Below are 26,473 nucleotides of genomic sequence, written 5' to 3'. Positions count from 1 at the left end.
GGCGGGTCTTCCGGTCGCCGCGCCGGGAATGCGCATCGGCCTTCTGGGGGGATCCTTCGATCCCGCGCATGAAGGCCATCTGGCCATCACACAGGCCGCATTGCGCCGGTTCCGGCTTGATCGTGTCTGGTGGCTGGTATCGCCCGGCAATCCGCTGAAGGCGCGGGGGCCCGCGCCGATGGCGCAGCGCATCGCACATGCCCGGCGGCTTCTGACCGACCCGCGCGTCGTCGTGACCGACATCGAACGGCGTCTTGGCACACGGATGACGGCGGATACCCTTGCCGCCCTGAGGCGCCTTTATCCAGGCGTGCGCTTTGTCTGGCTGATGGGGTCGGACAACCTGGTCCAGTTCCACCGCTGGGACCGCTGGAGTGAGATCGCCGCCGCCGTCCCCATCGGCGTGCTGGCCCGACCCGGATCGCGCACCGCCGCCCGCCACACGAAGGCCGCGCAGGTCATGGCGCGCGCGCGCCTGCCGCAGTCCCAGGCGGGGACGCTGGCCCTGCGCAAGCCGCCGGCCTGGGTGCTGGTCAACCTGCCCATGTCGCGCCAGTCCTCAACCGCGCTGAGGGCACGGCCATGATGCACCGGCGCAGCCTTCTGGCAGGCTTGGCTGTGCTGCCCACGGCATCTTGGGGCCGCCCGCCTGCAAAGCCGCGCTTCACCGCCGGTCGGGTCGTCGCCACGGCCGGGCTGCCGGGCGTCGTCGCCTACGCCCGCATGGACCTGCCGGGCGACACGCTGGCCGATGCCGCGCTGGCCGCCGCGCCAATGATGCCTGCCAGCACGCTGAAGGCGGTGACGGCGCTCTATGCCTTGGCCAAGCTGGGCCGCAGCCGCAGCTTTGCCACCCGCGTCATCCGTTCGGGCGACATGCTGGTGCTGGCGGGGGGCGGCGATCCGGTTCTGTCCACCGACGATCTGGCGCGGCTGGCCGCCGACCTTGCCGCGCCAGGCCAGCCTGCGCCCGCGCGTTTTGCCGTCTGGGGCGGCGCGCTGCCTCAGATCGAGGAAATCGCGCCCCCGCAGGCCGATCACCTGGCCTATAACCCCGCGCTGTCGGGAATGATCCTGAACTTCAACCGCGTGCATCTGGGCTGGCGGCAAGGCGGCACACAGATGTCGCTGGAGGCGCGGGCCGCGTCCCATTCCCCGCGCGCCTATACGGTCACGGCGGCGCCTGCCGATCAGGCCGACCTGTTTTCCTGGCGCGACAATGGCAACCGCGAAAGCTGGAGCGTTTCGCGCAGCGCCACCGCCCGCCCCGGCAGCCGCTGGCTGCCCGTTCGCAAGCCGGAACTCTATGCTGGCGACGTCTTCCAGACCTTGTGCCGTGCGCAGGGCCTGGTCCTGCCCGCGCCCAAGGTCATCCGCGACCTGCCTGCAGGCGAGGTGGTCGCCAACCATTCCAGCCCGCCGCTGGAGGAGATCCTGCGCGGGATGCTCACTTTCTCGACCAACCTGACGGCCGAGGTCGTGGGCCTGCACGCCAGCGGCGCCGCCGATCCGGCGGGTTCGGCGCGTGCGATGATGGCGTGGTTGGCGGCGCAGGGGCATGGTGCTGATTTCACCCTTGCCGATCATTCCGGCCTGTCGTCCGAAAGCCGTGTGACGGCGCAGGGCATGGTCCGGCTGCTGGCCGGGCCGGGGCTGTCGGCAGGATTGCCCGGTCTGCTGAAGCCCGATCCGCTGGATGAGGATCTGGGCCGCGATCCCACGCAGACAGGACAGGTCCGGGCCAAGACCGGAACGCTGAACTTCGTGTCCAATCTGGCGGGCTATCTGACCCGCCCGGACGGCAGCCAGTCGGCTTTTGCGATCCTTGCCGCCGATCCAACGCGGCAGGCCGATACGTCGGGACAGGAACTGCCGGCGGGCGTGCTGACCTGGACGCGCGATGCCAAGCGGCTTCAGCGCGATGTGCTGGCGATCTGGGGCTGACTACAGGACGCGGTGGCGGACCTGGGCGGACAGTTCGATCGCGGCGGCGTGCAGGCGGGGGATGTTCAGCTGGTGCCGGATCTCGGCCAGCATCGCCACCTCGCCTTCATAAAGCCGCCCATCCGCCGCGCCCACGTCGCAGGCCAAGGCATAGGCGGTTTCATACAGCTTTTCCGGCAGCGCATCGCGGATCAGGCCGAACAGGGCGTCGATGCCGTCCTCGTGCTCGAACAGGGTCATCACTGTCTGGCTGACAGCGCGGATGCGGTCGTCGTCGTAACTGGCAAAGACCGGCGTGTGGTCCACGCTGCGCTGGATCGCCACCAGTTCCGCCGTGCGGTAGGTCTGGTCGGACGCCGACACGGCAACCATCACCGCCACCAAGGCATCGCAGGGCGAGAACGAGGGCAGGTCGATGGTCATGTCTGGTCCCTGGATAATGCTTGGGGTGCAAATTATTGACCATTCAGCCCGCTTTCAATAAGGCGTCAAGCCTTGGAACAGGAGAAGTATGCGATGACCACCCTGCGCGACGCCGCACTGCAATCGAAGGCCTGGCCGTTCGAGGAGGCGCGCCGGGTGCTGAAACGTTATGAAAAGAAAGACCCCGAAAAGGGCTATGTCCTGTTCGAGACGGGCTATGGCCCCTCGGGCCTGCCGCATATCGGCACCTTCGGTGAGGTGGCGCGGACGACGATGATCCGCCGCGCGTTCCAGATCATCAGCGACATCCCGACGCGGCTGTTCTGCTTTTCCGACGACATGGACGGGATGCGCAAGGTCCCGGAAAACGTCCCGAACCAGGACATGCTGCGCCAGCACCTTCAGGAACCGCTGACCACGGTGCCCGACCCTTTTGGCGAATACGACAGCTTCGGCGGCCACAACAACGCCATGCTGCGCCGCTTCCTGGACACCTTTGGGTTCGAATACGAATTCATCAGCGCGACGGAATTCTACAAGTCGGGCCAGTTCGACGACACGCTGCTGCTGGCCGCCGAGCGTTACGACGCGATCATGGAGGTGATGCTGGCGTCCCTGCGGGAAGAACGCCAGCAGACCTATAGCTGCTTCCTGCCGATCAGCCCCAAGACGGGCAAGGTGCTGTATGTGCCGATCAAGCATGTGGATGCGAAGAACGGCACGATCACCTTCGACGACGAGGACGGGCAGGAACTGACCCTGCCGGTCACGGGAGGCCAGGTGAAGCTGCAATGGAAGCCCGATTTCGGCGCCCGCTGGGCCGCGCTGGACGTGGACTTCGAGATGTATGGCAAGGACCATTCCACCAACACGCCGATCTATGACGGCATCTGCCGGATCCTTGGCGGCCGCGCGCCCGAGCATTTCACCTATGAACTGTTCCTGGACCAGCACGGCCAGAAGATCTCGAAGTCCAAGGGCAACGGGCTGTCCATCGACGAATGGCTGACCTATGCGGCGACCGAAAGCCTGTCCTATTTCATGTATCAGAAGCCGAAGACAGCCAAGCGGATGTATTTCGATGTCATTCCCAAGGCCGTCGATGAATATCACCAGCAGCTGCGCGCCTATCCCGACCAGACGGTCGATCAGCAGTTGGCAAACCCTGTCTGGCATATCCACGGCGGCGAGGTGCCCGCCTCCGACATGGTGGTGCCGTTCCAGATGCTGCTGAACCTAGCATCGGTCGCGGGGGCCAAGGACAAGGACGGGCTTTGGGGCTTCATCCGCCGCTATGCGCCCGAAGCCAGCCCCGAGACGCATCCGGGGCTGGACCAGGCGGCGGGCTTTGCCGTGCGCTATTTCACCGACTTCGTTGCGCCAACCCGCCAGTTCCGCGAACCGACCGAGGTGGAACGCCGCGCGATGGAGGATCTGGCCGGGCGCCTGGCCGCCTGGGACCAGCCCGCCGATGCCGAGGCCTTGCAGTCGATGGTCTTCGCCATCGGCAAGGACCACGGCTTCGAACCCCTGCGCGACTGGTTCGCGGCGCTTTATCAGGTGCTGCTGGGTGCTGACCAAGGACCGCGCTTTGGCGGGTTCATTGCGCTCTATGGGATTGATGAGACGCGGGCGCTGATTGAGAGGGCCTTGGCGGGGGAGCTGGCCGAAGCTTGAGGCCGTGACTGGCGAAGGCCATCGCCTTCGCCACGTGACTCCATAACCACCAACGCCGCCGGGCCTCAAAGGCCCGGCGCCCGACCCGCCACCGGCGGGCGCTTCACGCCCATTGGGTTGGCGCTGGCCTCTCGTGGTCACGGAACCGAAATGTCTCTGATGGAACCCGCTCACGCGGTCGGGGGAAACGCATGCGTTTCCTGATCCCGCCCAGTCAAGGGCCACAGGTCTGCTAAAGCTTCCGCCGCGCGCGCAGCGCCGCGCTGATCGTGCCGTCGTCGAGATAGTCCAGTTCCCCGCCAATCGGCACGCCCTGCGCCAGGCCTGTCACAGTCGCGCCCGAATCCGCCAGGGCATCGGCGATGTAATGCGCCGTGGTCTGGCCATCGACGGTGGCGTTCAGGGCCAGGATCACCTCGCGGATCTTCTCGCGCTCGACCCGGTCGATCAGGGTCGGGATGCCAAGGTCGTCCGGCCCGACCTCATCCAAGGCCGACAATGTGCCGCCAAGGACGTGATAGCGTCCGCCAAAAGCGTGCCCACGTTCCATGGCCCACAGGTCGGCCACATCCTGTACCACGCAGATTTCCCCCGTTGCACGCGCAGGATCCGTGCAGATCGCGCATTCATCGCGGTCGGTGATGTTGCCGCAGGTCACGCATTCGCGGGAATTGACCGCCACCCGATCCAGCAGCCCGGCCAGTTGCGACATCTGTCCGCTGCGCTTGCGGATCAGGTGCAGAACGATGCGCCGAGCCGACCGGGGGCCAAGCCCCGGCAGCCGGGACATCAGCCCGACAAGCGCCTGGATGTCGTCGCTGTCGCCAGTCATCCTTTGGCAGCCATTCAGAAGGGCAGCTTCATGTCGGCGGGCAGGCCCAGTTCCTGGGTGATGCGGGCCATTTCCGACTGCATCTTTTCCTGCGCCTTGCGTTGCGCGTCCTTGATCGCGGCCAGGATCAGATCCTCGACCACTTCCTTTTCGGACGGCACGAAGATCGACGGATCGATATCAAGTGCGGTCAACTCGCCCTTGGCCGTGGCCGTTGCCTTGACCAGCCCCGCACCGGATTCGCCGGTAACGGTGATCGTATCCAGACTGGCCTGCACCTGAGCCATCCGGTCCTGCATGTCCTTTGCGGCCTTCATCATCTTGGCCATGTCGCCAAAGCCGCCCAAACCCTTGATCATCTCTTATTCCTCATCCTCGAAGGGATCCCATTCCTCGACCTCTGCCACGGGGCCTTGGGTCAGCTCGTGCGGGTTGGCCGCGCCTTCCGCCTCGACGGCCTCGACCTCGGGGGCAATGCGGCGCACGTCGCGCAGTTTCGCGCCCGGAAACGTCGCCAGCACCTGCTGCACGATCGGCAGTTGCATGGCGCGTTCCTCGCGTTCGCGCTGCTCGGCCGCCTGTTGTTCGGCGATGGTCGGTGCGCCGCCGTCGTTCGTAACGGTGACGGCCCACCGCTGCCCGCCCGTCCAGCCGCGCAGGCGTTCGGCCAGTTTCTGCGCCAGGTCGCGGGGCGCGTTGCCCTTCGGCTCGAACTCGATCCGGCCGGGGCTGTAGCGGACAAGGCCCACATGGCGTTCCACCTGCACCAGCAAAAGCATGTCACCCATGCGCCGGATCAGATCCAGGACCGAGGCGAAGTCGGGCCAGGCCGCGAAGGCGTCGGGGCTGACGGCAAGCGCGGTTGCCGCGCCCGACCGCTGTGCGATCACCGGCGCGGGCCGTGCCGCGCGGGGCGCCTGCGAAGGCGCCGCAGGTGCCGCGGACCGGGCGAAATCGCCCGCCGCCTGGGCCTGCTGGACGCGGCGGATCAGCGCCTCGGGGTCGGGCAGGTCAGCCACATGGGTCAAACGGATGATCGCCATTTCGGCAGCCATCATGGCGTTCGGCGCCGCCGAGACCTCCTCAAGCGCCTTCAGCAGCATCTGCCACAGCCGGGTCAGCACGCGCATCGCCAGCTTGTCGGCCAGTTCCTTGCCGCGCACCCGTTCGTCCGGCGCGATGGTCGGATCGTCGCCCGCATCCGGCGTGATCTTCACGACGGAAATCCAGTGCGTGATCTCGGCCAGATCGCGCAGCACTGCCACCGGATCGGCGCCGTCGGCATATTGCGATTGCAGTTCGGTCAGCGCGGATGCCGCATCGCCGCGCAGGATCATCTCGAACAGGTCGATGACGCGGCCACGGTCGGCAAGGCCCAGCATGGCGCGGACCTGTTCGGCGGTGGTTTCCCCCGCGCCGTGGCTGATCGCCTGGTCCAGAAGGCTGGTCGCGTCGCGGGCCGATCCTTCCGCCGCGCGGGTGATCAGAGCCAGGGCGTCGTCGGTGATCTGCGCGCCCTCGGCCGTGGCGATGCGGCGCAGCAGGGCGATCATCACCTCGGGCTCGATCCGGCGCAGGTCGAAGCGCTGGCAGCGCGACAGGACCGTGACGGGAACCTTGCGGATCTCGGTCGTGGCGAAGATGAACTTCACATGCGGGGGCGGTTCCTCCAGCGTCTTCAGCAGCGCGTTGAAGGCGCTTGTGGACAGCATGTGGACTTCGTCGATGATGTAGATCTTGTAGCGCGCAGATGCGGCCCGGTAATGCACGCTTTCGATGATATCGCGGATGTCGTTGACGCCGGTGCGGGATGCCGCGTCCATTTCCAGCACATCGACATGGCGGCCTTCGCTGATCGCCACGCAATGCTCGCAGACACCGCAGGGTTCGGTCGTGGGGCCGCCTTGGCCGTCGGGGCCGATGCAGTTCATGCCCTTGGCGATGATCCGCGCGGTGGTGGTTTTTCCGGTGCCGCGGATGCCCGTCATGATGAAGGCCTGCGCGATGCGGTCGGCGGCAAAGGCGTTCTTCAGCGTGCGCACCATCGGGTCCTGGCCGACCAGGTCGGCAAAGGTCTCGGGCCGGTATTTTCGGGCCAGGACCTGATAGGCAGGTGCAGCGTCTTGAGGCATCGTGGGGTCCGTCACAGGGTCAGGGGGAACCTAGTCGCTGCGCCCCTGCGCGGCAAGGGCCGGACCTATTCGGCGGGCTGCGGAACAGTGCCGCGACGCATCTGGCGGAACTTCTCCCAAGCCTCGTTCAGGCGGCGTGTGCGGGCCTCGGCCAGGCGCACGGCTTCGGGCGGAAGGCCGCGTGCGATGGCGCGGTCTGGATGGGCTTCCAGGATCAGGGCGCGGAAGCGCTTGCGCGCCTCGGGCAGGGGGGTGTCGAGCGGGATGCCCAGCACGTCGCAGGGCGGGCAGCCGGTCTGGCGGTCATGGCGCAGGCGGATGGCGGCCACGCGCTCGGCGGGCAGGCCGAAGATGCGCCCCACCTCGTCGATGAACAGGATCTCGTTCTCGTGCATCCCGCCATCGGCGACGGCGATGATGCACAGGCCCTCGATCACATCGGCCAGGACCGGATCCCCCGCCGGGAACATGGCGGCGATGCGGCGCGCCCAGGCGTCGAAACCCGCCACGTCCTGGCGGGCCAGGTCGAAGACGCGCGCCGCGTTCTTTTCCTCGGCCCGCGGGATGATGAAGACACGGCGAAAGGCCGCGACCTCGGACCGGGCCACGTCGCCGTCGGATTTGGCAAGCTTCGCGCCAAGCGCGATCACGGCGATGGTAAAGGCCACGGAGCGTTCAGGCGGGATCGCTGGCCTGGCGCTGCCCAGAAAGGCCGCCAGGCGGTCGCCAATGCGCTGCCAGAAGCTGCGGGGCTTCGGCAGGCTGGGGCAGGGGGTATCGGTCGCGCGCATGTCCATGCCTCCAGGTTATCCGCTAACGCGGCGCATGGGTAGTGTCAGGGTGTCGCGCCTTGTTCGCATCTGTCCAGATCCTTTCCCATCAGGATCAGGTCGTGAAAGGCACCGAATTTCCATCCGGCACAAGGGATGCGCCCCCATTCCGCATATCCCGCACGGGCGTGGAAACGCAGCGATCCTTCGTTGGATGCCGTGATCCCGCCGATCAAGAGCCGGTGTCCGCAGGCGCGGGCGTGATCTTCCAGGGCGCCCAGCAACAGCCTGCCCGTGCCGCCGTTTCGGGCCTGGGGGGCAAGATAGATCGTATGCTCCATGCTGCGGGCGTAACCGCCGCCGTTGCGGAACTGGCTGTAGGTGGCGAAGCCAAGGATCCTGTCTTCGGCCGCGGCCACCAGAAAGGGACGGCCATCCGCCTGTCGGTCGTGGACCAGGGCCGCAATCTCGGCGTCGCTTCGCTCGGTCGGCCAGAAGGTGACGACCGTGTCCCGGATGATCGGGTTCCAGATCGCCGCGATTGCGGGCACGTCGTCCGGCCGGGCGTCGCGCAGCAGTACCATCAGCCGCGATGCGCCCCGGCGGCCAGATCGCGCACGAAGTCCAGCACCTCGGGGACGGGACGGCCTTCGCTGATCTTCTTGACGATGGCGCTGCCCACCACGCAGCCATCCGCGACGCTTGCGATCTTCTCTGCCGCCTCGGGGGTCGAGATGCCGAAGCCCACGACCACCGGCAGGTTGGCGGCCTTGCGGATGCGCGCGACCTCGGGGGCGACCTCGGCGGCATTGGCGGCGGGGCCGCCGGTGATGCCGGTCACGCTGACATAATAGACGAAGCCCGATGTATTCCTGACCACCGCAGGCAGCCGCCGGTCGTCGGTCGTGGGTGTCGCAAGGCGGATGAAGTTCAGGCCCGCGCGTTGGGCGGGAATGCACAGTTCGTCGTCTTCCTCGGGCGGCAGGTCAACGACGATCAGCCCGTCCACGCCGGCGTCCCTGGCGTCGGCCAGGAACCGCTCGACGCCGCCGCTGCGGGCATAGATCGGGTTGTAATAGCCCATCAGCACGACGGGCGTGGTGTCGTCGGTCTTGCGGAATTCGCGCAGGATCGCCAGCGTCCGCGTGACGCTGCCCCCGGCGGCAAGGGCACGCTGTCCCGCCGACTGGATGGTCGGGCCGTCGGCCATCGGATCGGTGAAGGGCATCCCCAGTTCGATGATGTCCACCCCGGCGCCCGGCAGGCCGCGCATGATGTCCAGCGTCGTGGCGTCGTCAGGATCCGAGGCCATGATATAGGTCACGAAGGCCTTGCGCCCCTGGGCCTGAAGGCGCTGAAAGGTGTCGTCGATCCGGGTCATGGTCATCCTCTTGCGAATGCCAGTCTGTGTGTCCCAGTTCGGCAGCGGGATCAAGTGTCCCGCCCGACAGGACCGGGCGCAATTCGCGGTAGAGCAATCCCCCGGATCGGCATCTGGAAATTGTTAGATGCCTTGGACTAAAGAATAAATTCTTCGCGATCGGAAAATCTGCTATTCGTTCAAAGGCAACCGTTGTTGCGACGATCCTTTGATAGTGGAGTTTTGAGTGATGATCAGAACCTTTCTTACAACGGCGGCTGCGACCGCCTTGCTGGCCGTCGGGGCGCATGCCGCCACCTTGCCGTCCGGCTGGACGGCGGAAGGCAACGCCGGCACCGGCAGCCCCAACGGCGTCGTGTCGGCGCCCCCTGCCCAAGGGCCCGGCTATTACTACGTTTCGACGGCCGGAGGCGTGACGGGTGGCGGCTCGCTTCCGGGCGTTGGTGGAACCGGCGTCGCCCGGAATGGCAGCAATGTCATCACCGCAGCCTTCACCGCTGCAGTGGGCGACGTGCTGGAGTTCTATTTCAACTATGTGACCAGCGACGGGGCCGGCTTTGCGGATTACGGCTGGTCCAGGCTTCTGGATGCCACGACCAGTGACGAGGTCGCCCTGTTGTTCACGGCACGCACCACGCCCACGGGGTCCAGCGTCCCGGGCTTTGGAATGCCCGCTCCGGCGGCCACGCTGGATCCCGTGTCCGTCGATATCCAGGACGGTGCGACATTCTGGGACGTGCTGGGAAGCAGCAGCGGCACCTGCTATATCGCCATTGGCGAGGGATGCGGCGCGACGGGATGGGTCAAGTCCACCTATACCATCACCGAGGCAGGCAGCTATACGTTGCAGTTCGGGGTGACCAACTGGAACGATACCGCATTCGATAGCGGAATGGCTTTTGCCGGTGCCAAGATCGGCGACGTGATCATTACCCCGCCGGTCGATCCTGCCGCCGTGCCGCTGCCGGCAAGTGCGCTGCTGCTGGGTGCCGGGATCGGCGCCATGGGCGTCATGCGCCGCCGCCAGAAGGCCCAGGCGTGAAGAACCCGGCTGATCCGCAGGAATGCGGGTCAGCCATCACGCGGCCATTGCGGCCACTTCGCAGACCGCCCGTCGGAGATATCCCGCAAACTCGGTCGCTTCGCGCCGCGCCGGACTGTCGGCGACATAGACGTTCAGCCATGTGGGCGGTAGGGGCGGCAGTGCGCCGCCGTGTTCCACCGGTTCCAGCCCCGCCTGCGCGATGCCGCGCGGCAGGATGGTGATGCCCAGGTCGGCCGCCGCGCTGACCCGCCATGTATCGCTTCCGCCGTCGGCCACGGCCTGCACCCATTCGATGCCCGCCCGATCCAAGGCCGTCAGTCCCACCGGGTAATAGGCGCAATGCGGCGAATTCGCCAAGGGCAGCGGACGCTGGGTCCAGGCATTGCCGCCGATCGCGCCGAACCATGCCAGGTCCACCTTGGCCAGATGGATCGCGCCCGGCGGCGTCTCGAATTCCGTGGTCAGGATGACATCGTGTTCGCAGCGCTTCATCTGCTGGCGCAGGTCCTTGCTGCGGCCATCGTTGATGATCAACTCGATGCGCGGATTCGCCTGGCGGAAGGCCCGCACCGCCTGGGCCACCTTGGTGAACAGCCAGTCGCTGGTCAGCCCGACGCGCAGCCTCGATTCGGGCCGTTCCCCGGTAAAGCGGGACACGATGGCATCGTTCAAGGCCACCAGCTTGCGCGCCTCGACCAACAGTTCGGTCGCGAAATCCGTCAGCACCACGCCACGGCCCTGCTTTTGCAGCATCGATTCGCCAAACAGGTCGTCCAGCCGCTTGATCTGCATCGACAGCGCGCTTTGGGTCATGTTCAGCGCCTCGGCCGCGCGGGTCACGGCACCGTATTCTGCCACTGCCTGAAGCGAACGAAGGGTGGAAATGTCCAGGTTGCGCATCATTCACGTCCCTTGATGGGAAGGATCAAAAACATTCGTTTCAAAGATAGAACGCTGTCAGCTATCTATCAATCATGGAAATTAGAAATTCTTAAAGCATCACGCGTGGTGATGCTTTTCATCACCGGAGACGAACGATGTTCACCAAGACAGCCGCTTCGCTTCCCTTTGTTGCCGGGCACGGCCATTCTCCGCGCCCGTCACTGGGCAAGCGTATCATGACCATGCTGAGCCTGCGCCGCTCTCGCCTGGATCTTGCCCATCTCAGCGATGAACAATTGCGCGACATCGGGCTGACCCGCGACGACGTCGCGACCGAAATTGCGCGTCCGATCTGGGACGTGCCTGCGAACTGGCGTCGCTGATCTTACCCCATCAGGATTGCCAAACTGCCGCGCCGCCCATCATGGGCTGGCGCGGTTTTTTCGCCGGGTCACGACTGGTCGTCATCCTGGGCGTCGGGAAGGAGGGGCGGGCCGAAGCGTTCGATCATCCGGGCCTTGATCTGGTCGCGCGTCTGGCGATAGACGGCCAGCCTGGCCTCGCGCCCCTCGGCAAGGCCAGTGGGATCCATGATGGGCCAGTATTCGACATCCAGATGGAATACGCGGGTCAGTTCCAGGGCTTGCCGCTGACTGGCGGGGGACAGCGCGACGATCAGGTCGAATCCGCCCAGATCATCCCCCCAGTCCTTCATTTCCTCGAAGCTGCGGCTGCGGTGGTTTTCGATCCTGATGCCGATTTCGTCGCAGACCGCGATGGCGAAGCCGTCCACCTCCATGTCGTTCTTGACGCCCGCCGACTGCACGTAAGCCGCCCGTCCATAGAACTTCTTCATCATGCCTTCGGCAATGGGCGAACGGATGGAGTTGTGATCACAACAGAACAGGACCGAGGCGGGGATCGTGTTCTGCACCATCGTCAGCCTTGGGGCACCAGGGCGCAGATCAGGGTGAACAGGCGCCGGGCGGTGTCGATGTCCAGCTCGGCCTTGCCTTCCAGCCGTTCCTGCAATGTCCGCGCGCCTTCGTTGTGGATGCCGCGCCGGGCCATGTCGATTGCCTCGATCTGGGCGGGTGGCAGGCGTTTCACGGCGTCGAAATAGCTTTGGCAGATCTGGAAATAGTCCTTGGTCACCTGCCTGAACGGCCCAAGCGACAGGTGGAATTCGGCCACCTTGTCGCCCCCTTCGCTAGCCAGGTCGAAAACCAGGCGGCGTTCGCGGATGCACAGGTCTAGTTGGAACGGCCCCTGGGGCGCGGGCTGACCGTCGCGGCCCGGCACGCTGAAGCTGTTGTCCTCGATCAGGTCGAAGATCGCGACGCGGCGTTCCTGCTCCATCTCCGGCGTGGCCGGCGGAGCCTGGGAATCGTCGATCTGGATATGGATGATCCGGGTCATTCCGGCGCCCTTTCGTTCAGCTGCTCCAGCCGGACGCGGATGGATTCGCCATGCGCCTGCAAACCCTCGGCCGCGGCCAGCCGCATGGCGGCGTGGCCCACGGCGTTCAGCGCGCCCGGAGTCAGGCGGGCCACCGTCGTGCGCTTGAGGAAGTCCAGCACCGACAGTCCCGAGGAAAACCGCGCCGACCGCGCCGTGGGCAGGACATGGTTGGGACCGCTGACGTAGTCGCCCACGGCTTCGGGCGTGTGCGGACCCAGGAAGATCGCGCCCGCGTGGACGCATTTCGCGGCCAGGGCCTCGGGGTCGTCCACGCAGAGTTCCAGATGTTCGGGCGCGATCCGGTTCGACAGGCTTGCTGCCTCGTCCAGGTCCCGCACCACGATGATGGTGCCATAGTCGCGCCAGCTTGCGCCCGCGATGGCGGCACGGGGCAGGGTGGGCAGGATGCGGTCCACGGCGCCCGCGACAGCATGGCCCAAAGCCGCGTCGGTGGTAATCAGGATCGACTGGGCGTCCGCGTCATGTTCCGCCTGCGCCAGCAGGTCCAGCGCAAGCCAGTCAGGATGCTGGTCGCCCTCGGCAATCACAAGAACCTCGGAGGGGCCGGCGATCATGTCGATGCCCACCTTGCCGAAGACTTGCCGCTTCGCCGCCGCGACATAGGCATTGCCCGGTCCGGTGATCTTGTCTACCGGCGCGATCGTGTCGGTGCCGTAAGCCATGGCCGCCACGGCCTGCGCGCCGCCGATGCGATAGATCTCGTCCACGCCCGACAGTTGCGCTGCCAGCAGGACCAGCGGGTTGACATGGCCGCCCGGCGTCGGCACGCAGATCACCAGCCGCTCGACCCCCGCGACCCGTGCCGGGATCGCGTTCATCAGGACGGACGACGGATAGGCCGCCTGGCCCCCCGGCACATACAGCCCCGCCGCCGAAACCGGCGTCCAGCGCCAGCCCAGCGTCGCGCCCTGGGGGTCGATCCAACTGGCATCTTCGGGCACCTGGCGTTCGTGATAGGCGCGGATGCGGTCTGCGGCCAGCGTCAGCGCCGCGCGATCCTGGGCCGGGACATGAGCCACATGGGCCGCAATCTCCTCGGGCGAGAAGCGAAGGCGGTCGGCGGGCAGATCCAGCCTGTCAAAGCGGCGGGTCAGGTCGCACAGCGCCGCATCCCCCCGCTTGCGCACATCGGCGATGATCGCGGCCACCGCGTCATTCACATCGGTCGAATCCTCGCGCTTGGCCGACAGCATGTCGGCAAACCGAGATTCGAAATCAGGCTGCGATGTGCGAAGCGTTACCGGCATGGTGTTTCCCCTGGCGTCACGCCTTGTTAGCCGCAAGCCGACGGCGCCTCAAGCCGCGCTTCAGTCGGGGTGGACGGGCGCCTTGCCGGACACTGCGCGATAGGGGCGCGTCACGTCGCGCAGGTCGATGTTGATGCATTCGACCTCGGCGACCAGGGTGCCGTCGCCCGCGAATTCCAGCAGCAGCCGCCCCGTTCCGTCCTGGCCCGGCTGCCAGACAATCGCCAGCAGTTCCAGGACGGTATCCGCATCCCGGTTGATCCCGTCCGACAGGACGCGCTGAACGTCGCGGATCAGCAGGACCGAGCGGACGCGTTCATAGTCGCGCCCCTCGGTCGAGGCCTGTTCGGCATCTTCCCAGCGGAACCGGTTCAGCAGCAGGGCCAGCGACCGTCCCCGATGGTCATAGGACATTTCGGACGCGGGCAGGATAGCATCCTGAAGCAGGGCCGAGAGGATGCGCAGATCCTGCTCGTCCTCGGCCATCAGCGCCAGGGGCGCGGGATCGGCATCGGCAAAGCGGGCATCCTGTGGCATGGCTTATTCCTCTTTCACGCGTTCGATATGGGCGCCCACGCCGCGCAGCTTGCGCACGACATGTTCATAGCCCCGGTCAAGGTGATAGACGCGGCTGACCGTGGTCTGGCCTTCGGCGGCAAGCCCCGCAAGGATCAGGCTGACCGAGGCGCGCAGATCCGTGGCCATCACCGGTGCACCCCGCAACCCGTCAACCCCGGTCACGGTTGCATGGCCGCCGTGAACCTCGATCCGGGCGCCCATGCGGGTCAGTTCCGGGGCGTGCATGAAGCGGTTCTCGAAGATCGTTTCCTCCAGCACGCTGGTGCCTTCGGCCACGCACATCAGCGCCATGAACTGCGCCTGAAGGTCGGTCGGGAAGCCGGGGAAGGGTTCGGTCGTGACATTGACGGCGCGGATGCCGTTCCTGCGGCTGACCTTGATGCCGCGCGGGGTCTCTGTGACGTCGATCCCGGCCTCGTCCAGCTTTTCGCAGAAGGCCGACAGCAGCTCGATCCGGCCGCCCAGGCACTCGACCTCGCCGCCGCAGATGGCGGGAGCCAGCATATAGGTGCCAAGCTCTATCCGGTCGGTCACGACGGGATGGGTCGCGCCGTGCAGGGCCGCAACGCCCTGGATGGTGATGGTGCTGGTGCCCTCGCCGTCGATCTGGGCGCCCATGGCGCGCAGGCAGCGGGCCAGGTCCACGATCTCGGGCTCTCGCGCGGCGTTCTTCAGGACGGTCGTGCCCTTGGCAAGCGTCGCGGCCATCAAGGCGTTCTCGGTCGCGCCGACGGAGACCAGCGGGAATTCCACGACAGCGCCGCGCAGGCCGCCAGTCGGCGCCTTGGCGTGGACGTAGCCGTCTCGCAGGTCCAGTTCGGCACCCATCGCCTCCAACGCCCTCAGGTGCAGGTCCACGGGCCGCGCACCGATGGCGCAGCCGCCGGGCAGCGACACTTCGGCCCGGCCGTCGCGGGCCAGCATCGGTCCCAGCACCAGGATCGAGGCGCGCATCTTGCGCACGATGTCGTAATCCGCGCGGTGGCTGGTCAGCGCATGGCTGGACATGGCCAGCACCTGTCCGTCCTGCAGGCTGGCGGCCTCGGCCCCCAGGCTTTGCAGCAGCGCGGTCATGGTGCGAATGTCGGACAGGCGCGGCGCATTGGTCAGCGTCAGCGGCTGGTCGGTCAGCAGCGTCGCGGGCATCAGCGTCAGGCAGGCGTTCTTGGCCCCCGCAATCGGGATTTCGCCCTGAAGCGGGCCGTTCCCGCGCACGATGATCTGGTCCATCTAGGTGTCGTCCTTGCCTGTATCGCTGTCCTGCTGCCCGTCCGTGTCATCGAGCGCCCGCGCGCGCGCCTGTGCCTTGCGGCGTTGCAGGTTGGCGCGCAGGGCGGCGCGCAGCCGTTCCTCGCGGCTGTTCCCTTTCTTGGTGTCGTCCGGGCGGTCGTTCATCCGCAACCTGTTAGCGCCGGTCGCGGCAACAGTCCAGCAAAGCCCGCGCCGCCGCAGGGTCCGCCACGGGCGATTTTTCTGCCGATCCCCCTTGCGCGGGGCAGCCGCTTTGTCTAAACGCCCCCTCACGGCGCTGCGGTAGCTCAGTGGTAGAGCACACCCTTGGTAAGGGTGAGGTCGAGAGTTCAATCCTCTCTCGCAGCACCATCCTTCAGAACGCCTGCACCCTGACGCAATGCCCTTGGCGATTGCGCAATTCCGTTTTGCAGGCTACAGGCCGCCCATGACAAACCGCCCCGATCTTCCCCCCGAAATCGCCCGCCGCCGCACCTTCGCGATCATCGCGCACCCGGATGCCGGCAAGACCACGCTGACCGAAAAGTTCCTGCTGTTCGGCGGGGCGATCCAGATGGCCGGGCAGGTGCGCGCCAAGGGCGAGGCGCGGCGCACGCGGTCCGACTTCATGAAGATGGAACAGGATCGCGGGATCTCGGTCAGCGCGTCCGCCATGTCCTTCGACTTCGACCGTTACCGCTTCAACCTGGTCGATACGCCGGGCCACAGCGACTTTTCGGAAGACACCTATCGCACGCTGACGGCTGTGGATGCGGCGATCATGGTCATCGATGGGGCCAAGGGCGTCGAATCGCAGACCCGCAAGCTGTTCGAGGTTTGCCGGATGCGCGACCTGCCGATCCTGACCTTCTGCAACAAGATGGATCGGGAAGCCCGCGACACCTTCGAAATCATTGATGAGATCCAGGAAAACCTGGCCATCGACGTGGCCCCGGCAAGCTGGCCCATCGGATCGGGGCGCGATTTCGTGGGCTGCTATGACCTGCTGCACGACCGGCTGGAACTGATGGACCGGGCCGACAGGAACCGGGTCGCCGAATCGATCAAGATCAATGGCTTGGACGATCCCAAGCTTGCCGATCACGTTCCCGCCGACCTGCTGGACAAGTTGCGCGAGGAAATCGAGATGGCGCGCGAACTGCTGCCCGCCTTCGACCGCAAGGCTTTCCTGGAGGGGCACATGACGCCGATCTGGTTCGGCAGCGCGATCAACAGCTTTGGCGTGAAGGAGTTGATGGTCGGTATCGGCGAGTTCGGCCCCCAGCCGCAGCCCCAGAACAGCGCCGACCGAGAGATCGCGCCCGAGGAAAAACCCGTCACCGGCTTTGTCTTCAAGGTGCAGGCCAACATGGATCCCAAGCACCGCGACCGGGTGGCCTTCGTGCGTCTGGCCAGCGGTCATTTCGAACGCGGGATGAAGCTGACCCATGTGCGGTCGAAAAAGCCGATGGCGGTGACGAACCCGGTGCTGTTCCTGGCCGCCGACCGCGAACTGGCCGAGGAAGCCTGGGCGGGCGACATCATCGGCATCCCGAACCACGGCCAGCTTCGCATCGGCGACGCCCTGACCGAGGGCGAGGCGCTGCGCTTTACCGGAATCCCGTCGTTCGCGCCGGAATTGCTGCAATCGGTGCGCGCGACCGATCCGATGAAGGCCAAGCACCTGGAAAAGGCGCTGATGCAGTTCGCCGAGGAAGGCGCGGCCAAGGTCTTCAAGCCGATGATCGGGTCGGGCTTCATCGTCGGCGTCGTCGGCGCCCTGCAGTTCGAGGTTCTGGCCAGCCGGATCGAGATCGAATACGGCATCCCCGTCCGCTTCGAGGCATCGCAGTTCACCAGCGCCCGCTGGGTCGCAGGACCCAAGGACAAGGTCGATGCCTTCGTGCAGGCCAACAAGGGCCACATCGCCCAGGATCACGACGGCGACATGGTCTATCTGACGCGGTTGCAATGGGACATCGACCGCGTGGCGCGCGATCACCCGGAACTGCGGCTGACCGCAACGAAGGAAATGATGGTATAAGGAATGGGGCGCGTCAGGCGCCCCTTTTACTATTTACGCCAGCGGTCCAGTTGCACGACCTCTCCGCCGCCGTTCGGGGCGCCGTCGGGATTGTCGTCACCGTCTTCGTCGTCTTCCTCGTCCTCATCATCATCGTCAGACTCTTGCGTCTCGAAGCGCAGGCCGAATTCGACCGAGGGGTCCACAAAGGTGCGCAGCGCGTCAAAGGGAATACGCAGCGGTTCAGGAGAGTTGCCGAAGTTCAGGGTGACAGTGAAGCCTTCGTCGTCCACGGTCAGGTTGTCGAACCAGTGCTGGATGACGATGGTCATTTCCTCGGGGTAGCGTTCGCGCAGCCAGTCGGCCATCTCGACCCCTTCATCGCGCGTGTCAAAAGTGATGAAGAAATGATGATCGCCCGGCAGACCGTGTTCGGCGACGCGTTCCAGCACATCCGCGATCAAAGCCTGCATCGCGCGATGCATCATTCCGCCATAGTCGATTCCAGATCGCGCCATGCCCGTCCCCTTCGATTTCGGGCCAGCATAGGCATATGACCGACGATGAAAAGGGGGCGTCCTGCGCCTGGGCAAGAAACCCGCGCGCCTCTTGCGGGCGCCTGCGCAGGAGTGCAAAGAACTGGTTGAAAGTACAGGATTCTGTTGCCAGGCTCCTGCGGGCCCCGCCTTACGCTGCTAGGCGGAAGGGCTTAGGTTTCGATCTTGCGGACTGCTTACGCAGCCAGCGCGACCGGAGCACGGTTGTCGTTGGCAACTGTACATTTTGCACCGATGACGGTGGTAGCTCACCGAGACAAAGCAAACATCTTTAGACGTTCGTCGATCCTGTTTCGACCCCAAGGCCCCCCAACGAGGGTGATCTGGTGGAGTCGCCGGGTACCGCCCCCGGGTCCGATCCGCTTATTCCATGCGCGTTTATGTCCATAGTCCGGGTTGCCCCGAACAGGACGAATATAGGACCGCACGATCCCCGCCGCAAGGCCCCGGAACCGCGGGCAGGCCAAGTCGTTGGGTGGCTCTATTCAAGGAGTTTACCCATGACGATTCGCATGATTGCCCTGGCCACGCTGATTGCTGCCCCCACTGCGCTGATGGCGCAGGAAACCCCGCCCGAAGGGTCGATGCCCCTGTCGCAACTGGTGACCAAGCTTGAAGCCGACTTGGCCGGCGAACTGGGACACATCACCGATGTGTCTTGGGACGACGACGGATATTGGGAAGTCGAGTACCAGAACGCCGACAATCGCGAGGTCGAGATCCGCGTGGACCCGGCATCCGGCGAAATGCAGCAGTAAACGGTGCGGCTTTTGGATGAAGGGGGCAACATCGCGCTGCCCCTTTTCCCTTATGCAGACTGGCCCCAGGGGCCATGCGGATCGTCGATCCCGTCCAGGCGCTGGAAGCCGTGTGCGCCGAAGAAATCGCGCTGCGCCTGGATCAGGTTGGCCGTCCCGCGCCCGGTGCGCATCAGGTCGAACCACATCAACCCCGATGCCAGGGCGGGCAGGGCGTGTCCCGCCGCAGCACCCTGGGACACGACCTGCCGCAGCGCCGGCATGGCTGTTTCGATCAGGTCGGCAAAGAAAGGCGCCATGATCAGATTGCGGGCCGGGTCCTCGGCCAGGGCCGATGCCATGTCGTTCAGCATGGCGGACCGGATGATGCAGCCCGCGCGCCAGACACGCGCGATCTCGGGCAGATCCAGCGTCCAGCCGAATCGGTCGGACGCGGCCGCGATCATTGCGAAACCCTGCGCATAGCAGAGGATCTTGCCCGCGATCAGCGCCTGTTCCAGCGTTTCCGAGGCTAGGGCGCAGGGCTGCGGGGCCGGCCCGAACAAAGCCTGACCGGCCTGCCGTTCGTCCAGCCGGGCAGAGACGTTGCGCGCCATCACGGCGGCCTCGATCACCGGGATGGGGGCGGACAGGTGCTGCGCCTCGATGGCGGTCCAGCGGCCGGTGCCCTTCTGCCCAGCCCGATCCAGGATGACATCAACCATCGGCTTGCCGGTATGGGGATCGGCGGCAGCCGTGACCTTGGCCGAAATCTCGATCAGATAGGATTTCAGCGCGCCTTCGTTCCAGCCGGCAAAGGCCGCGCTGATCGCGGCGGCGTCCAGGCCCATGCCGTCGCGCAGCAGGCCATAGACCTCGGCGATCATCTGCATGTCGGCATATTCGATGCCGTTGTGGACCATCTTCACAAAATGCCCCGCGCCCGCATCGCCCATCCGGGCGGCGCAGGGGGTGCCGTCCTCGGCCCGGGCGGCGATGGCGGTCATCACGTCGGCCACGCGCGCCCAGTCCGCCGCATCTCCGCCCCCCATGATCGCCGGGCCATGGCGCGCGCCTTCCTCTCCGCCGGACACGCCCATGCCCAGGAAGCGGAAGGGCAGGTTCGCGGCATTGCGGCGGTTGGTATCATGGAAGTCGGCATTGCCCGCGTCGATCACCAAATCGTCCGCGTGCAGCAAGGGCGCCAGGGCGGCAAGCTGGTCGTCCACCGGCCGGCCCGCGGGCACCATCAGGATGATCGCGCGCGGCGGGGTGATGGCGGCCACCAGGTCGGCCAGGGACTCGGTCGGAACGATGCGCCCCGCCAGATCCCCCGCGCCTGCGGCGAAATCCCGCGTCACTTGGCCCGTGCGGTTCCAGACCGCGATGGGAAAGCCTTTTTCCGCGATGTTCAGCGCCAGCGCCGCCCCCATTGTTCCCAAGCCGATCAGTCCGATCCGAGCGTCCGCCATGCCGCAATCCCTTCGCGCTTTCCGTCTTGGCGGCTGTTTACGCTAACGTCGCGGCCTTGTCACGGCGGGGCGGCTTTTGTCAGCCCTTGACCTGGATCAGGGTCTGCAATCCGGTGGCGACATGGATGCGCTTGCCAGGGGCGATGCCCCAGACATCCAGCTGGCATATGGTCAGGGTGCGGCCCGGCTTGATGACGCGGCCCTCTGCCTCCAGCCAGTCGCCCTGGGCGGGGTTTATCAGGTTCAGCTTGAATTCGACCGTCAGGACCGACGTGTTTTCGGGAAACAGCGTAAAGCCCGCATAGCCCCCTGCAGAATCCGCGATGGACGCCGTTCCGCCTGCGTGGAAATAGCCGTGCTGCTGCGTCAGTTCCTGCCGAAAGGGCAGGCGGATCGTCACCAGCCCCGCCTTTATCCGGTCCAGTTCAGCCCCCAGGAGGGACATCAGCCCCTGGCGGGCAAAGCTGTCGCGGATGCGGTCCACGGTTGCCTGGGGCAGGTCGCTGCCAATGTCCATCATGTCCTCTTGGGCTTACAGGGTCAGAAGGGCGGTTCGGAAACCGGGATCGGACAGCACGACTTCTCGGGCGCCGATGCGATCTGCATGGGCAAGCGCGGCCGAGGTGAGATCCTGCGCTGCTTCGACCGCCTGGATCAGGCCGCGGCCCTTGGCCAGGGATGCCACGATCAGCCCCGCGAACAGATCGCCCGTGCCGGGCAGGGCCATGGGCAGGCGGCGCGTCGGGTGGCGCGTCGCACCGCTGGGTCCAAGGATCACGCTTTCCAGATGATCGGCCGGGCTGTCGTCCAGCACGCATCCTGTCGCGACCAGCGAAGCGCCTGGTGACATGCGCAGGCTGGCCCTGGCGGCCTGCAAATCGGCCATGCCCCTGATCGGCTGTCCGGTCAGGTGTCCCAGTTCAAAGGTGTTCGGCGTCGCCAGATCCGCCAGCGGCAGCAGCCTGTCCGCGATGATGCGCGCCAGTTCGGCAGGAACATACAGACCGGGCCCATCGTCGCCCATCACCGGGTCGCACAGATAGCGCAGGCGCGGGTTGGCGGCCTTGCACCGCGCGACGAAGTCTGCGGTCAGCCGCCCCACCTCGACCGAGCCGATATAGCCCGTCATCAGCCAGTCCGCGCGCTGCGGCAAGCCGCGTTCCTCGGCCCCCAGCAGCAGATCGGCGAACAAGTCCGGCGGCAGGGGCGCGCCGCGCAGGGTGGGATAGTCGGGGGTGTTGGAAAAGATCACCGTGGGGACGGCCGCCACTTCCAGCCCAGCCGCCTGCATGGGAAAGACGGCTGCGGAATTGCCGACATGGCCGTGGATGACCTGGCTTTGAATGGAGATGACCAGGGGCGGCTTCACGACCTGCCCTCCAGCCGGGGACGCCAGTCTTCGACACGGCCACTGTCCAGGCGGCGCCGGGCATATCGCCGCCACCCTTCGGCCAGGACATCCAGGGCGGCGATGGCTTCCAGTTCGGTGCGGTTCAGGCGATCCACATACATGGCCCGCCACAGCCTGCGCAGCGTCCATTCCGGGGCCAGCCGGTCGATCAGGGCCAGATCGTCGCCTTGTGCGACAAGGCCCGGCTGCAAGACGCGATAATACCACCCCGTCCGTCCCGTATCCTGCACCCGCCGAGCCATGTCGGGCAGGCCAAAGCGGTGGTTCAGCTTCCAGCAGGGCTGGCGTCCCTGTGACACCTGCACCAAGGCGCCGCCCAGCCGGAAGATATCGCCCACGGCCACCGTGTCCTCGGTCAGGCCCATGTCCGAGACGTTCTCGCCAAAGGCGCCGGGTGCATCCAGCATGGGCAGCGCGCCCAGATCGGCGCGCCAGGCGGCATAATGATCCCAGGGGTAATGATGAACGGCCTTTTCCGGCCCGCCGTGGACGCGCCGATCGGCCTGTGCATCGCCCTGCAACCCATGGGTTCCCAGCCATAGAGGCGATGCAGCAGGGGTCTTGGCGATGGCGCTTGTTGCCGGGGTTCCGGCAAGGGGCGCGACCGGTCCGGTCAGCAGGGTTATAGGCATGATGTTCCGCGCGTAAACTTGTGCCCGTTATCAACCGATTGGCACTCCGTGGGCAATCACCCTTTCGGCGCCCCTTGATCGGGCCGGAGGCGCGCGTTACGTTTTATGCAACTTGATATCGGAGGGCGTGTTGTCATGGCGCCCAAGCGTCCTGCGGGTGCGGACGCGTTCCCGAAAAACGCGGTAGAGCCGTCCGCCGCCCGCCAACCCGAGGAGGGGGCGCTTTATGCTGCCCTCGACTTGGGCACGAATTCGTGCCGGATGCTGATTGCCCGACCGAAGGGCAGTCAGTTCCAGGTCATCGACAGCTTCTCCAAGCCGGTGCAGCTTGGGCAGGGGCTGGAAGCGTCTGGGCGGCTGTCGCGCAGTTCGATGGCGCGCACGGTCCATGCCCTGCAGGTCTGCCGGCGCAAGCTGGAACAGCACCGCGTGCGCAACATGCGCCTGGTCGCGACCGAGGCCTGTCGCCGCGCCCGCAACAGCCGTGACCTGCTGCGCACCATTCGCCGCGAGACCGGGTTGCAGATCGAAACCATCGGCGCCGAGGAAGAAGCCCGGCTGGCCGTGATTTCCTGCGCGCCGCTGGTCAGCCACAAGACGGAAACGCTGATGGTGGTGGACATCGGCGGCGGATCGACCGAACTGGTCTGGATCGACCTTGAGGATGTCGAACCCAAGGAACGCCCCCGCGCGATCATGCGGCTGTCGGACGGGTTCGGCAATCCGCAGCCGGGCGGCGCCCGCGTGGTGGACTGGATCAGCGTGCCGCTGGGCGTGGCGACCCTGCGCGACCAGTTTGCCGATGTCGAGGATGACGGGGGCCGCTTTGCCCTGATGTCCTGGTATTTCGAGGAAATGTTGTCGGGCTTTACCCCCTATGCCCAAGGCGCGCCGGATGAGGGGTTCCAGATCATCGGCACCTCGGGAACGGTCACCACGGTCGCGGCCAGCTTCCTGGGTCTGCGCCGCTATGACCGGACCAAGGTGGACGGGCTGGAAATGACCAGCGACCAGATCGACCGGGTGATCCATTCCTATCTGCAGCTTGGTCCCGACGGGCGCCGCGCGGACCCACGCATCGGACGGGAACGGCACGCGCTGATCATGTCGGGCGCGGCCATTCTGCAGACCCTGATGCGGATCTGGCCCACCAGCAAGCTGTCGGTGGCGGATCGCGGCCTGCGAGAGGGCTTGCTTTATTCCCAGATGGTGCGCGATGGGGTGCTGGCTGCGGATGGACTGAACGGAGTGGCATGAGATGACGAAGACGCCCACCAGCCGCGCGGGAAAATCCAGCGGGCGCGGTCAGCGCGACCTGCGGGTGCGGGTGAAGACCGCCAAGGGCCGCAAGCTGTCCTCCAAGCTGTGGCTGGAACGGCAGCTGAACGACCCCTATGTCGCCCGCGCCAAGCGCGAAGGCTATCGCGGCCGCGCGGCTTTCAAGATCCTGGAACTGGACGACAAGTATCGTTTCCTGGTGCCCGGCGCGCGTGTGGTCGATCTGGGTTGCGCGCCCGGTGGCTGGTGCCAGGTTGCCGTGGACCGCGTGAACGCGCTTGGCGAAAAGGGCGGCAAGGCCGTGGGCAAGGTGCTGGGCGTCGATCTTCAGGAGGTCGATCCCATTGCAGGGGCCGAGATCCATCAGCTTGATTTCCTGTCCGAAGGCGCGGACGAAAAGGTCAAGGAATGGCTGGGCGGTCCCGCCGATGTGGTGATGTCGGACATGGCGGCGGCGTCTTCGGGCCACAAGGGCACGGACCATCTGCGCATCGTGGCGTTGGTCGAGGCAGCCGCAGCCTTGGCCTTCGACATTCTCGAACCTGGTGGAACTTTCGTCGCCAAGGTCTTGGCCGGCGGGGCGGAAACCGAGATGCAGGCGATGCTGAAGCGCAATTTCGACAAGGTTGCGAACGTCAAGCCGCCCGCCAGCCGCAGCGATTCGTCCGAGAAATTCGTCGTCGCCACGGGCTTCCGGGGCCGGCAGCCCGATCAGCGGGACTGAGCGCGGAAAGCATCGGGGCTGCGCCCGGTGGCAGCCACGAAGGCGCGGATGAAATGCGCCTGACTGGAATAACCCAGTTCGGCGGCCAGGCGCGGCAGGGGCAGTTCGGTATTGCGCAACAGGTCTGCGGCGCGTTCCAGTTGCAGGTCATGGACCATTTCGATTGCCCGTTTGCCTCGGGCGGCCAGGCAGGCCTGGTCCAGAAGCGCCGTGGTGCTGTGCAGTTCTGCGGCCAGCTCGGCCACTGACCGTGCCGATCCCAACCGCTGTTCCGCCAGGGTCAGAAACCGCTCGATCAACGGAAGATCGGGCGGTGCTGTTTCCTTGACATCGGGGGCGCGGCCGGGTTGAAGCTGGCCCAGCCGCAGCGACAGAAGGTTGATCAGGCACGACAATATTCCGGTGTCGGGATTTGCAGTCTCGACGGCCAGTTCGTGCAGAGTTGCCTCGAGCTGCGTGGCGTGGGAACCAGCATATGCGGCCATCCCACGGTCCGGCAAAGGCGGTTTCGCCCCGGCGGCAAGGCTGGGCGATATCAGCGCGACATGCCCGTGCGACCCAGCAGCGGGCATTGCAGCAAAGGCCGTCCCCGCGGGAATGTAACGCACATCACCTGCATGCAGGACGAAATGGGCGCGCGGGAAATCCAGTTGCACCCGGCCTTCGATCACCCAGATCAAGGCATGGTCTGGGCGTGTGCGGGGTTGCGGCGGCATGGCGCGCTTTCCCCAGACAAAGGCCTCAAGTGGCAGAAGCCGTATCCCTTGCATCCGGCCAATGGGGCGACCCTCGCGTGGAACGGGTCGCATGGCGGCCGGAGGTGATACGGGCAGGACGGGGACCAACGCGCGATCGGCCGACGGCGGGATAAAGCCATCGGGTATGGACGCTGCGTTCACATCCGTGTCCTGCCGAGGCCGCCCCGCCCTGATCGGGCTGGCCGAGAAGGGAAAGCCGTTCCACTGCGAATGCCCGAACGCCGACATGAGAAACCGCCTGACACATCACTACATAGGCGGATTATTGCCGAAATTCGGATTTTGATCAATCAGGTGGGGTGGGGATCAATTTCCGCGTGTGCTTTTTGCATCAGCAGGAAGATGCATCCAGTCCTTCATTCGCCCCCTGAACCAGATGCGCTGCCCCTTGGCATATTGTCGGGTGGCGATGATCGCACGGTCGATGGCCGTCGCCAGATCAAGTTCCCCCTGCAGATGGGCCACCAGTTCGGGCGCACCAATGGCGCGCGCCCATTGGCGGGACGGATCCCATTGAGGCAACATGGTGCGAACCTCGTCCAGGGCGCCCTGTTGCATCATCAGGTGGAAGCGATCTGCTATCCGTCCAGCCAGCCAGTCGCGGTCAGCGGTCACAAGAATCCGCTGCGCATCCGCAGGCGCAATCAGGGGGGGCGGCGTATCGTCCTGCCAATCGGCCAGACCCCGCCGGGTCGTAGTCCAGACTTCCCAGGCGCGTTGGACACGGGCAGGGTTGCGGGTGTCGATGCGGGCGCGCGTGCGGGCGTCTAAATCGGCCACCATGCGTGCCAGACCCTCTTTCTGGGCCAGGCGGGCATCCCCTTCCGCCCGGATCTCGGCCGGGACGGGGGGCACGGGCGCCAGTCCCTGCGTCAGTGCCGTCAGGTAAAGCCCGGTCCCGCCCACGACGATCAGGCGTCGGTCCAGAAGCCCCGCCACCTCGCGCAGCCAGTCGCCGACCGAATAGGTCGCGCCCGGCGCGACATGGCCATACAGCGCATGGGGCGCGGCGGCTTCCTCGGCCGGACCGGGCCGGGCGGTCAGCACCCGCCAGCATGACCAGATTTGCAGCGCATCGGCGTTCACGATAAGCCCGCCCTGTCCCTGCGCGACCGCCAGGGCCAGCGCGGACTTGCCGCTGGCCGTCGGTCCTGCGATCAGCAGGTGGCGCGCGGGGTCGATCTGGTCCAGAGGGATCAAGGCAGGCGCCTTTCGGGCGGTTGAACAAGCCCGCCTTTTGCGACATTTTGCGCCGCG

Annotated in this window: 30 protein-coding genes, 1 tRNA gene and 1 other RNA gene; 10 read left to right on the top strand and 22 right to left on the bottom strand. The window is 66.0% G+C overall.

What is annotated here, in order from left to right; translation table 11 throughout:
• Nucleotides 1–28: 28 nt before the first annotated feature.
• Nucleotides 29–586 (top strand): nicotinate-nucleotide adenylyltransferase, encoded by a 558-nt coding sequence (locus RAH32_RS01780; protein ID WP_306604582.1) that lies wholly within the window; start codon nucleotides 29–31, stop codon nucleotides 584–586.
• On the top strand, nucleotides 583–1,944 hold the full coding sequence (gene dacB, locus RAH32_RS01775) for a D-alanyl-D-alanine carboxypeptidase/D-alanyl-D-alanine endopeptidase (RefSeq protein ID WP_306604580.1): 1,362 nt from the start codon (nucleotides 583–585) through the stop codon (nucleotides 1,942–1,944). The genes RAH32_RS01780 and dacB overlap by 4 nt, the downstream gene beginning before the upstream one ends.
• On the opposite strand, the gene RAH32_RS01770 is transcribed toward dacB, so the two are convergent.
• Nucleotides 1,945–2,367, bottom strand: a complete 423-nt coding sequence (locus RAH32_RS01770; protein ID WP_306604578.1) for a tellurite resistance TerB family protein — start codon at nucleotides 2,365–2,367, stop codon at nucleotides 1,945–1,947. It lies immediately after the preceding gene.
• Between the two features lie 93 nt (nucleotides 2,368–2,460).
• Between RAH32_RS01770 and RAH32_RS01765 the strand changes: the two genes are divergently transcribed.
• Nucleotides 2,461–4,044 carry a lysine--tRNA ligase gene (locus RAH32_RS01765; protein ID WP_306605194.1) on the top strand — a complete coding sequence of 528 codons (1,584 nt, stop codon included), beginning with the start codon at nucleotides 2,461–2,463 and terminating at the stop codon, nucleotides 4,042–4,044.
• A 232-nt stretch (nucleotides 4,045–4,276) separates the two neighbouring features.
• On the opposite strand, the gene recR is transcribed toward RAH32_RS01765, so the two are convergent.
• The 6 genes from recR to trpA form a co-directional block, all read right to left on the bottom strand.
• The gene (recR, locus tag RAH32_RS01760; RefSeq protein WP_306604576.1) at nucleotides 4,277–4,876 is read right to left on the bottom strand and encodes a recombination mediator RecR; all 600 of its coding nucleotides are present in this window, start codon (nucleotides 4,874–4,876) and stop codon (nucleotides 4,277–4,279) included.
• Between the two features lie 14 nt (nucleotides 4,877–4,890).
• Nucleotides 4,891–5,235 (bottom strand): YbaB/EbfC family nucleoid-associated protein, encoded by a 345-nt coding sequence (locus RAH32_RS01755; protein ID WP_306604574.1) that lies wholly within the window; start codon nucleotides 5,233–5,235, stop codon nucleotides 4,891–4,893.
• Nucleotides 5,236–5,238: 3 nt separating this feature from the next.
• On the bottom strand, nucleotides 5,239–7,008 hold the full coding sequence (locus tag RAH32_RS01750) for a DNA polymerase III subunit gamma/tau (protein ID WP_306604572.1): 1,770 nt from the start codon (nucleotides 7,006–7,008) through the stop codon (nucleotides 5,239–5,241).
• 65 nt (nucleotides 7,009–7,073) lie between these two features.
• On the bottom strand, nucleotides 7,074–7,799 hold the full coding sequence (locus tag RAH32_RS01745; protein ID WP_306604570.1) for a molecular chaperone DjiA: 726 nt from the start codon (nucleotides 7,797–7,799) through the stop codon (nucleotides 7,074–7,076).
• Nucleotides 7,800–7,843: 44 nt separating this feature from the next.
• Nucleotides 7,844–8,362, bottom strand: a complete 519-nt coding sequence (locus RAH32_RS01740; protein ID WP_306604568.1) for a GNAT family N-acetyltransferase — start codon at nucleotides 8,360–8,362, stop codon at nucleotides 7,844–7,846.
• Nucleotides 8,362–9,159 (bottom strand): tryptophan synthase subunit alpha, encoded by a 798-nt coding sequence (gene trpA, locus RAH32_RS01735; RefSeq protein ID WP_306604566.1) that lies wholly within the window; start codon nucleotides 9,157–9,159, stop codon nucleotides 8,362–8,364. The genes RAH32_RS01740 and trpA overlap by 1 nt, the downstream gene beginning before the upstream one ends.
• A 229-nt stretch (nucleotides 9,160–9,388) precedes the next feature.
• On the opposite strand from trpA, the gene RAH32_RS01730 reads away from it, so the two are divergent.
• Nucleotides 9,389–10,201 carry an NF038132 family protein gene (locus tag RAH32_RS01730; RefSeq protein WP_306605192.1) on the top strand — a complete coding sequence of 271 codons (813 nt, stop codon included), beginning with the start codon at nucleotides 9,389–9,391 and terminating at the stop codon, nucleotides 10,199–10,201.
• A gap of 36 nt (nucleotides 10,202–10,237) precedes the next feature.
• On the opposite strand, the gene RAH32_RS01725 is transcribed toward RAH32_RS01730, so the two are convergent.
• Nucleotides 10,238–11,107 (bottom strand): LysR family transcriptional regulator, encoded by an 870-nt coding sequence (locus RAH32_RS01725; protein ID WP_306604564.1) that lies wholly within the window; start codon nucleotides 11,105–11,107, stop codon nucleotides 10,238–10,240.
• Between the two features lie 134 nt (nucleotides 11,108–11,241).
• Here RAH32_RS01725 and RAH32_RS01720 point away from each other — a divergent pair, with 134 nt between their 5' ends.
• On the top strand, nucleotides 11,242–11,469 hold the full coding sequence (locus RAH32_RS01720; protein WP_306604562.1) for a DUF1127 domain-containing protein: 228 nt from the start codon (nucleotides 11,242–11,244) through the stop codon (nucleotides 11,467–11,469).
• A gap of 68 nt (nucleotides 11,470–11,537) precedes the next feature.
• Here RAH32_RS01720 and RAH32_RS01715 read toward each other — a convergent pair whose 3' ends face one another.
• Genes RAH32_RS01715 through RAH32_RS01690 form a run of 6 tightly spaced genes read right to left on the bottom strand, consistent with a single transcriptional unit; the run spans nucleotide 11,538 to nucleotide 15,789 of the window.
• Complete coding sequence (locus tag RAH32_RS01715) at nucleotides 11,538–12,023, bottom strand: arsenate-mycothiol transferase ArsC (protein ID WP_306604561.1); 486 nt, start codon at nucleotides 12,021–12,023, stop codon at nucleotides 11,538–11,540.
• Nucleotides 12,024–12,025: 2 nt separating this feature from the next.
• Nucleotides 12,026–12,505: a UPF0262 family protein gene (locus RAH32_RS01710; protein ID WP_306604559.1), complete on the bottom strand. Its 480-nt coding sequence runs from the start codon at nucleotides 12,503–12,505 to the stop codon at nucleotides 12,026–12,028.
• Nucleotides 12,502–13,815, bottom strand: coding sequence for a histidinol dehydrogenase (gene hisD, locus RAH32_RS01705; RefSeq protein WP_306604557.1), 1,314 nt, complete (start codon nucleotides 13,813–13,815; stop codon nucleotides 12,502–12,504). The genes RAH32_RS01710 and hisD overlap by 4 nt, the downstream gene beginning before the upstream one ends.
• 60 nt (nucleotides 13,816–13,875) lie before the next feature.
• On the bottom strand, nucleotides 13,876–14,352 hold the full coding sequence (locus RAH32_RS01700) for a DUF2948 family protein (protein WP_306604555.1): 477 nt from the start codon (nucleotides 14,350–14,352) through the stop codon (nucleotides 13,876–13,878).
• A 3-nt stretch (nucleotides 14,353–14,355) separates the two neighbouring features.
• The gene (gene murA, locus RAH32_RS01695) at nucleotides 14,356–15,624 is read right to left on the bottom strand and encodes a UDP-N-acetylglucosamine 1-carboxyvinyltransferase (RefSeq protein WP_306604554.1); all 1,269 of its coding nucleotides are present in this window, start codon (nucleotides 15,622–15,624) and stop codon (nucleotides 14,356–14,358) included.
• On the bottom strand, nucleotides 15,625–15,789 hold the full coding sequence (locus RAH32_RS01690; RefSeq protein WP_306604552.1) for a hypothetical protein: 165 nt from the start codon (nucleotides 15,787–15,789) through the stop codon (nucleotides 15,625–15,627). It lies immediately after the preceding gene.
• Between the two features lie 132 nt (nucleotides 15,790–15,921).
• Between RAH32_RS01690 and RAH32_RS01685 the strand changes: the two genes are divergently transcribed.
• Together RAH32_RS01685 and RAH32_RS01680 are read left to right on the top strand one after the other, a co-directional pair.
• Nucleotides 15,922–15,996, top strand: a tRNA-Thr gene (locus RAH32_RS01685).
• A gap of 76 nt (nucleotides 15,997–16,072) precedes the next feature.
• Complete coding sequence (locus RAH32_RS01680) at nucleotides 16,073–17,668, top strand: peptide chain release factor 3 (RefSeq protein ID WP_306604551.1); 1,596 nt, start codon at nucleotides 16,073–16,075, stop codon at nucleotides 17,666–17,668.
• Nucleotides 17,669–17,697: 29 nt separating this feature from the next.
• On the opposite strand, the gene RAH32_RS01675 is transcribed toward RAH32_RS01680, so the two are convergent.
• Together RAH32_RS01675 and ssrA are read right to left on the bottom strand one after the other, a co-directional pair.
• Nucleotides 17,698–18,165, bottom strand: coding sequence for an SspB family protein (locus RAH32_RS01675; protein WP_306604550.1), 468 nt, complete (start codon nucleotides 18,163–18,165; stop codon nucleotides 17,698–17,700).
• A gap of 130 nt (nucleotides 18,166–18,295) precedes the next feature.
• Nucleotides 18,296–18,650, bottom strand: a transfer-messenger RNA (tmRNA) gene (ssrA, locus tag RAH32_RS01670).
• Nucleotides 18,651–18,704: 54 nt separating this feature from the next.
• Here ssrA and RAH32_RS01665 point away from each other — a divergent pair.
• Nucleotides 18,705–18,962 (top strand): PepSY domain-containing protein, encoded by a 258-nt coding sequence (locus tag RAH32_RS01665; RefSeq protein WP_306604548.1) that lies wholly within the window; start codon nucleotides 18,705–18,707, stop codon nucleotides 18,960–18,962.
• A gap of 50 nt (nucleotides 18,963–19,012) precedes the next feature.
• Here RAH32_RS01665 and gndA read toward each other — a convergent pair whose 3' ends face one another.
• The 4 genes from gndA to RAH32_RS01645 all read right to left on the bottom strand — a co-directional run bounded on the left by gndA (nucleotide 19,013) and on the right by RAH32_RS01645 (nucleotide 22,459).
• On the bottom strand, nucleotides 19,013–20,413 hold the full coding sequence (gene gndA, locus RAH32_RS01660) for an NADP-dependent phosphogluconate dehydrogenase (RefSeq protein ID WP_306604547.1): 1,401 nt from the start codon (nucleotides 20,411–20,413) through the stop codon (nucleotides 19,013–19,015).
• 79 nt (nucleotides 20,414–20,492) lie between these two features.
• Complete coding sequence (locus tag RAH32_RS01655) at nucleotides 20,493–20,933, bottom strand: PaaI family thioesterase (protein ID WP_306604545.1); 441 nt, start codon at nucleotides 20,931–20,933, stop codon at nucleotides 20,493–20,495.
• Nucleotides 20,934–20,945: 12 nt separating this feature from the next.
• Nucleotides 20,946–21,782 (bottom strand): pyridoxal kinase, encoded by an 837-nt coding sequence (gene pdxY, locus RAH32_RS01650; protein ID WP_306604544.1) that lies wholly within the window; start codon nucleotides 21,780–21,782, stop codon nucleotides 20,946–20,948.
• The gene (locus RAH32_RS01645) at nucleotides 21,779–22,459 is read right to left on the bottom strand and encodes an MOSC domain-containing protein (protein ID WP_306605190.1); all 681 of its coding nucleotides are present in this window, start codon (nucleotides 22,457–22,459) and stop codon (nucleotides 21,779–21,781) included. The genes pdxY and RAH32_RS01645 overlap by 4 nt, the downstream gene beginning before the upstream one ends.
• A gap of 132 nt (nucleotides 22,460–22,591) precedes the next feature.
• Between RAH32_RS01645 and RAH32_RS01640 the strand changes: the two genes are divergently transcribed.
• Both RAH32_RS01640 and RAH32_RS01635 read left to right on the top strand, forming a co-directional pair.
• Nucleotides 22,592–23,713, top strand: coding sequence for a Ppx/GppA phosphatase family protein (locus RAH32_RS01640; protein ID WP_306604542.1), 1,122 nt, complete (start codon nucleotides 22,592–22,594; stop codon nucleotides 23,711–23,713).
• A 1-nt stretch (nucleotide 23,714) separates the two neighbouring features.
• A complete protein-coding gene (locus RAH32_RS01635) occupies nucleotides 23,715–24,458 on the top strand; it encodes an RlmE family RNA methyltransferase (RefSeq protein WP_306604541.1) in 744 nt (247 codons plus the stop codon).
• Here RAH32_RS01635 and RAH32_RS01630 read toward each other — a convergent pair.
• On the bottom strand, nucleotides 24,446–24,943 hold the full coding sequence (locus tag RAH32_RS01630) for a helix-turn-helix transcriptional regulator (protein WP_306604539.1): 498 nt from the start codon (nucleotides 24,941–24,943) through the stop codon (nucleotides 24,446–24,448). The genes RAH32_RS01635 and RAH32_RS01630 overlap by 13 nt on opposite strands.
• 579 nt (nucleotides 24,944–25,522) lie before the next feature.
• Complete coding sequence (gene miaA / locus RAH32_RS01625) at nucleotides 25,523–26,416, bottom strand: tRNA (adenosine(37)-N6)-dimethylallyltransferase MiaA (RefSeq protein ID WP_306604537.1); 894 nt, start codon at nucleotides 26,414–26,416, stop codon at nucleotides 25,523–25,525.
• Nucleotides 26,417–26,473: the final 57 nt, after the last annotated feature.

The sequence above is a fragment of the Paracoccus yibinensis genome (assembly GCF_030846195.1).
Taxonomy (GTDB): domain Bacteria; phylum Pseudomonadota; class Alphaproteobacteria; order Rhodobacterales; family Rhodobacteraceae; genus Paracoccus; species Paracoccus yibinensis.
This window is presented reverse-complemented; position numbering and strand designations above follow the sequence as displayed.